Genomic DNA, 3064 nt, shown 5'->3' with positions numbered 1-3064 from the left:
TATGTCCCGGGGCGATTTGGTGTAAGTCGGTGCAACCGATCAGATATTTACCAAGCCTGGCAAGAAGGAACCCGAGGACTACATCACCGGCAAATTCGGTTGAAGATTGCCGGCCTCGAAAACAAAAAAGCGACGGATACAACCGTCGCTTTTTTGTTATGCGCCATCACACCAGCGCTTCACCCACTACCGTGGCGAGACGCGTCGCCCACCGTTCGGTCAAGGCCAGATCGTCTGTTTCCACCATCACACGCAACACCGGCTCGGTCCCCGACGGTCTGAGCAGTACCCTGCCCCGCCCGGCCAGCTCGCATTCAGCCTCGACCAGCGCTGCCTGTATGGTCAGATTGTCGCGATGATCGAAGCCCTTCGGCACCCGCACATTCCTGAGCACCTGCGGATAGATCGCCAGCGGCTGACAGGCCTCGGCCAGGCTGCGGCCGGATTGGCAAACCGCAGACAACACCTGCAGCGCCGACACTATGCCATCGCCGGTAGTGTGCTTATCAAGGCAGAGCAGATGGCCAGAGCCTTCGCCTCCGAGCAACCATCCGCGCTCCTTCAGTACTTCCATCACATAGCGGTCGCCAACATTGGCGCGAGCAAACGGGATATGCAGGCGAGCCAAGGCATGTTCCAGCCCGAGATTGGACATCAGGGTGCCCACCACGCCGCCTCCGAGACTGCCCTGCTGCTGCCGAAATTGCGCCAGCACATACAGCAAGCGATCCCCGTCGTACTGCTCACCGCTGCGATCGACCATCACCAAGCGATCGCCATCGCCATCGAGTGCGATGCCGAAGTCGGCTTGCTCGGCCAGCACGCGCGCGCACAGCGCCTCCGGCGCCGTGGCACCGACACCGTCATTGATATTGGTGCCATTGGGCTGATTGCCCATGGCCACCACCGTGGCACCAAGTTCGTCAAATACATGGGGCGCAATCTGGTAGGCAGCGCCGTGGGCGCAATCGACCACCAACTTGATGCCACGCAGATTCAATTCATTCGGAAAGGTGCTCTTGCAAAACTCGATATAGCGCCCGGCAGCGTCGTTCACGCGCCAGGCGCGCCCCAGGTCCGCGGACGCCACACATTGCAAGGGTTTATCAAGCTGCGCCTCTATCTCCGCCTCTACCGCATCATCAAGCTTGATACCGCCCTCGCCGAAAAACTTGATGCCGTTGTCTTCAAACGGATTGTGCGAAGCAGAAATCACAATGCCCGCCGACAGCCGCAGCGCACGGGTCAGATAGGCGACGCCGGGCGTGGTCAGAGGGCCGGACAAGTGTACATTGACACCGGCAGCCGATAAGCCGGCCTGCAAGGCCGATTCCAGCATATAGCCCGATATACGCGTGTCCTTGCCGATCAGCACCGCCGGATGCACCTCTGTGCTGCGTCGCTCTGACAATACCTTGCCGGCGGCATAACCAAGACGCATGGCAAAGTCCGGCGTTATCGGCGCATCACCCACCTTGCCGCGCACACCATCGGTACCGAAATACTTCCTGCCCATCCTGTCTACTCCCCCTCAATTGAACGGCGCTTCAAGCCAGCGCCGCATAGGTTTTCAAGGCATCGACCGTTTCGCGCACCGCATGCACCCGGACAATGGCCGCGCCCTTGTGCACTGCCAGCAATGCCGCCGCCGCACTGGCAACATCGCGCTCGATGGCGGGTCGCGGGCCGATGATATCGGCAAACATCGACTTTCTCGACACGCCCACCAATACCGGCACATCGCCTTGCGTGAGTGCCGGCAGTTGCCGAAACAAGCTGGCATTGTGCTCAAACGCCTTGCCAAAGCCAAAGCCCGGATCAACGATGAGGCGATCGGTACTGATGCCCGCCCGCAAAGCCGCTTGCTTGCGGCTGCCGAGGTATCCGACTACCTCCGCGACGACATCCGTATAGGCCGGCGCAGCTTGCATGGACTGCGGCTCGCCCTGCATATGCATCAGGCACACGGCCGCCGCGCTATTGGCTACCGCGCCTAGCGCGCCCTCTGACGACAGGGCGCAAATATCGTTTACCAAGTCGACGCCCGCTTGCAGGGCTGCGCGCATGACCTCCGCCTTGCGCGTGTCGATGCTAATCGGCACGCCCCAGCCATGCAGCTCGCGAAGAACGGGCATGACGCGCGCCAACTCTTCGTCCAGCGGAACCGCCGGCGCCCCCGGGCGGGTGGACTCACCGCCGATATCGAGGATGTCGGCCCCCTCGTCGAGCAAACGCCGTGCATGGGCCAAGGCCGCATCAGGCCTCAAATATCGGCCGCCATCCGAAAACGAATCGGGAGTGACATTCACGATGCCCATTACCAAGGGCCGTGTCAGCGATAGCTGGAAGCGGCCGGCGCGCAAAATATGGTTTTTCATTGCCGGAAACGAGAACGACAGCGCTTGCGCTGTCGTTCTTCCTATCAAATCAAACGTGGATCAATGTTCCTGCGCCGGCTTGATGGTCGGCTCAGGTGCTGGGCCGGTCGGTGTATCGGGTGGCGTAGCGCTCAAGCCAGCCGGCGGATGCGGCGGACGCGGCGGACGACCTTCCATGATGTCCTTGACCTGCTCGGCATCGAGGGTTTCCCACTCCATCAGCGCATTGGTCATCACCTCGACCTTGTCGCGATGCTCCTCGAGAATCCGCTGCGCCAGTGCATATTGCTCGTCGATAATGCGGCGAACCTCACCATCCACCTTTTGCATGGTGGCTTCGGAAACACTCTTGTGGGTGGTCACCGAGCGACCGAGGAACACCTCGCCATCGTTCTCGCCGTACACCATCGGGCCAAGCAACTCGCTCATGCCGTAACGGGTCACCATATCGCGGGAAATCCGTGTGGCGCGCTCGAAGTCGTTCGAAGCACCGGTAGAGATGCGCTTTACGAACAGATCTTCGGCAATGCGGCCGCCAAACAGGATGGACATCTCGTTCAGCATCTGGTCTTTGTAAAGACTGATGCGATCACGCTCCGGCAGCTGCCAGGTGAGGCCAAGGGCACGGCCACGCGGCACGATGGTTACCTTGTGTACCGGATCGGTACCCGGCAAGGCCATGGCCA

Annotated in this window: 2 protein-coding genes and 1 pseudogene; all 3 read right to left on the bottom strand. The window is 60.9% G+C overall.

Annotation, left to right across the window (positions count from 1 at the left end):
- Nucleotides 1-166: 166 nt before the first annotated feature.
- Complete coding sequence (gene glmM, locus ACE3OH_RS21240; RefSeq protein WP_374357937.1) at nt 167-1516, bottom strand: phosphoglucosamine mutase; 1350 nt, start codon at nt 1514-1516, stop codon at nt 167-169.
- 31 nt (nt 1517-1547) lie between these two features.
- A complete protein-coding gene (gene folP, locus ACE3OH_RS21235; RefSeq protein ID WP_374357934.1) occupies nt 1548-2378 on the bottom strand; it encodes a dihydropteroate synthase in 831 nt (276 codons plus the stop codon).
- A gap of 60 nt (nt 2379-2438) precedes the next feature.
- Nucleotides 2439-3064, bottom strand: a pseudogene (locus ACE3OH_RS21230) (cell division protein FtsH); the annotation flags it as partial.

The organism is Chitinimonas sp., assembly GCF_041904975.1.
Lineage (GTDB): Bacteria > Pseudomonadota > Gammaproteobacteria > Burkholderiales > Chitinimonadaceae > Chitinimonas.
This window is presented reverse-complemented; position numbering and strand designations above follow the sequence as displayed.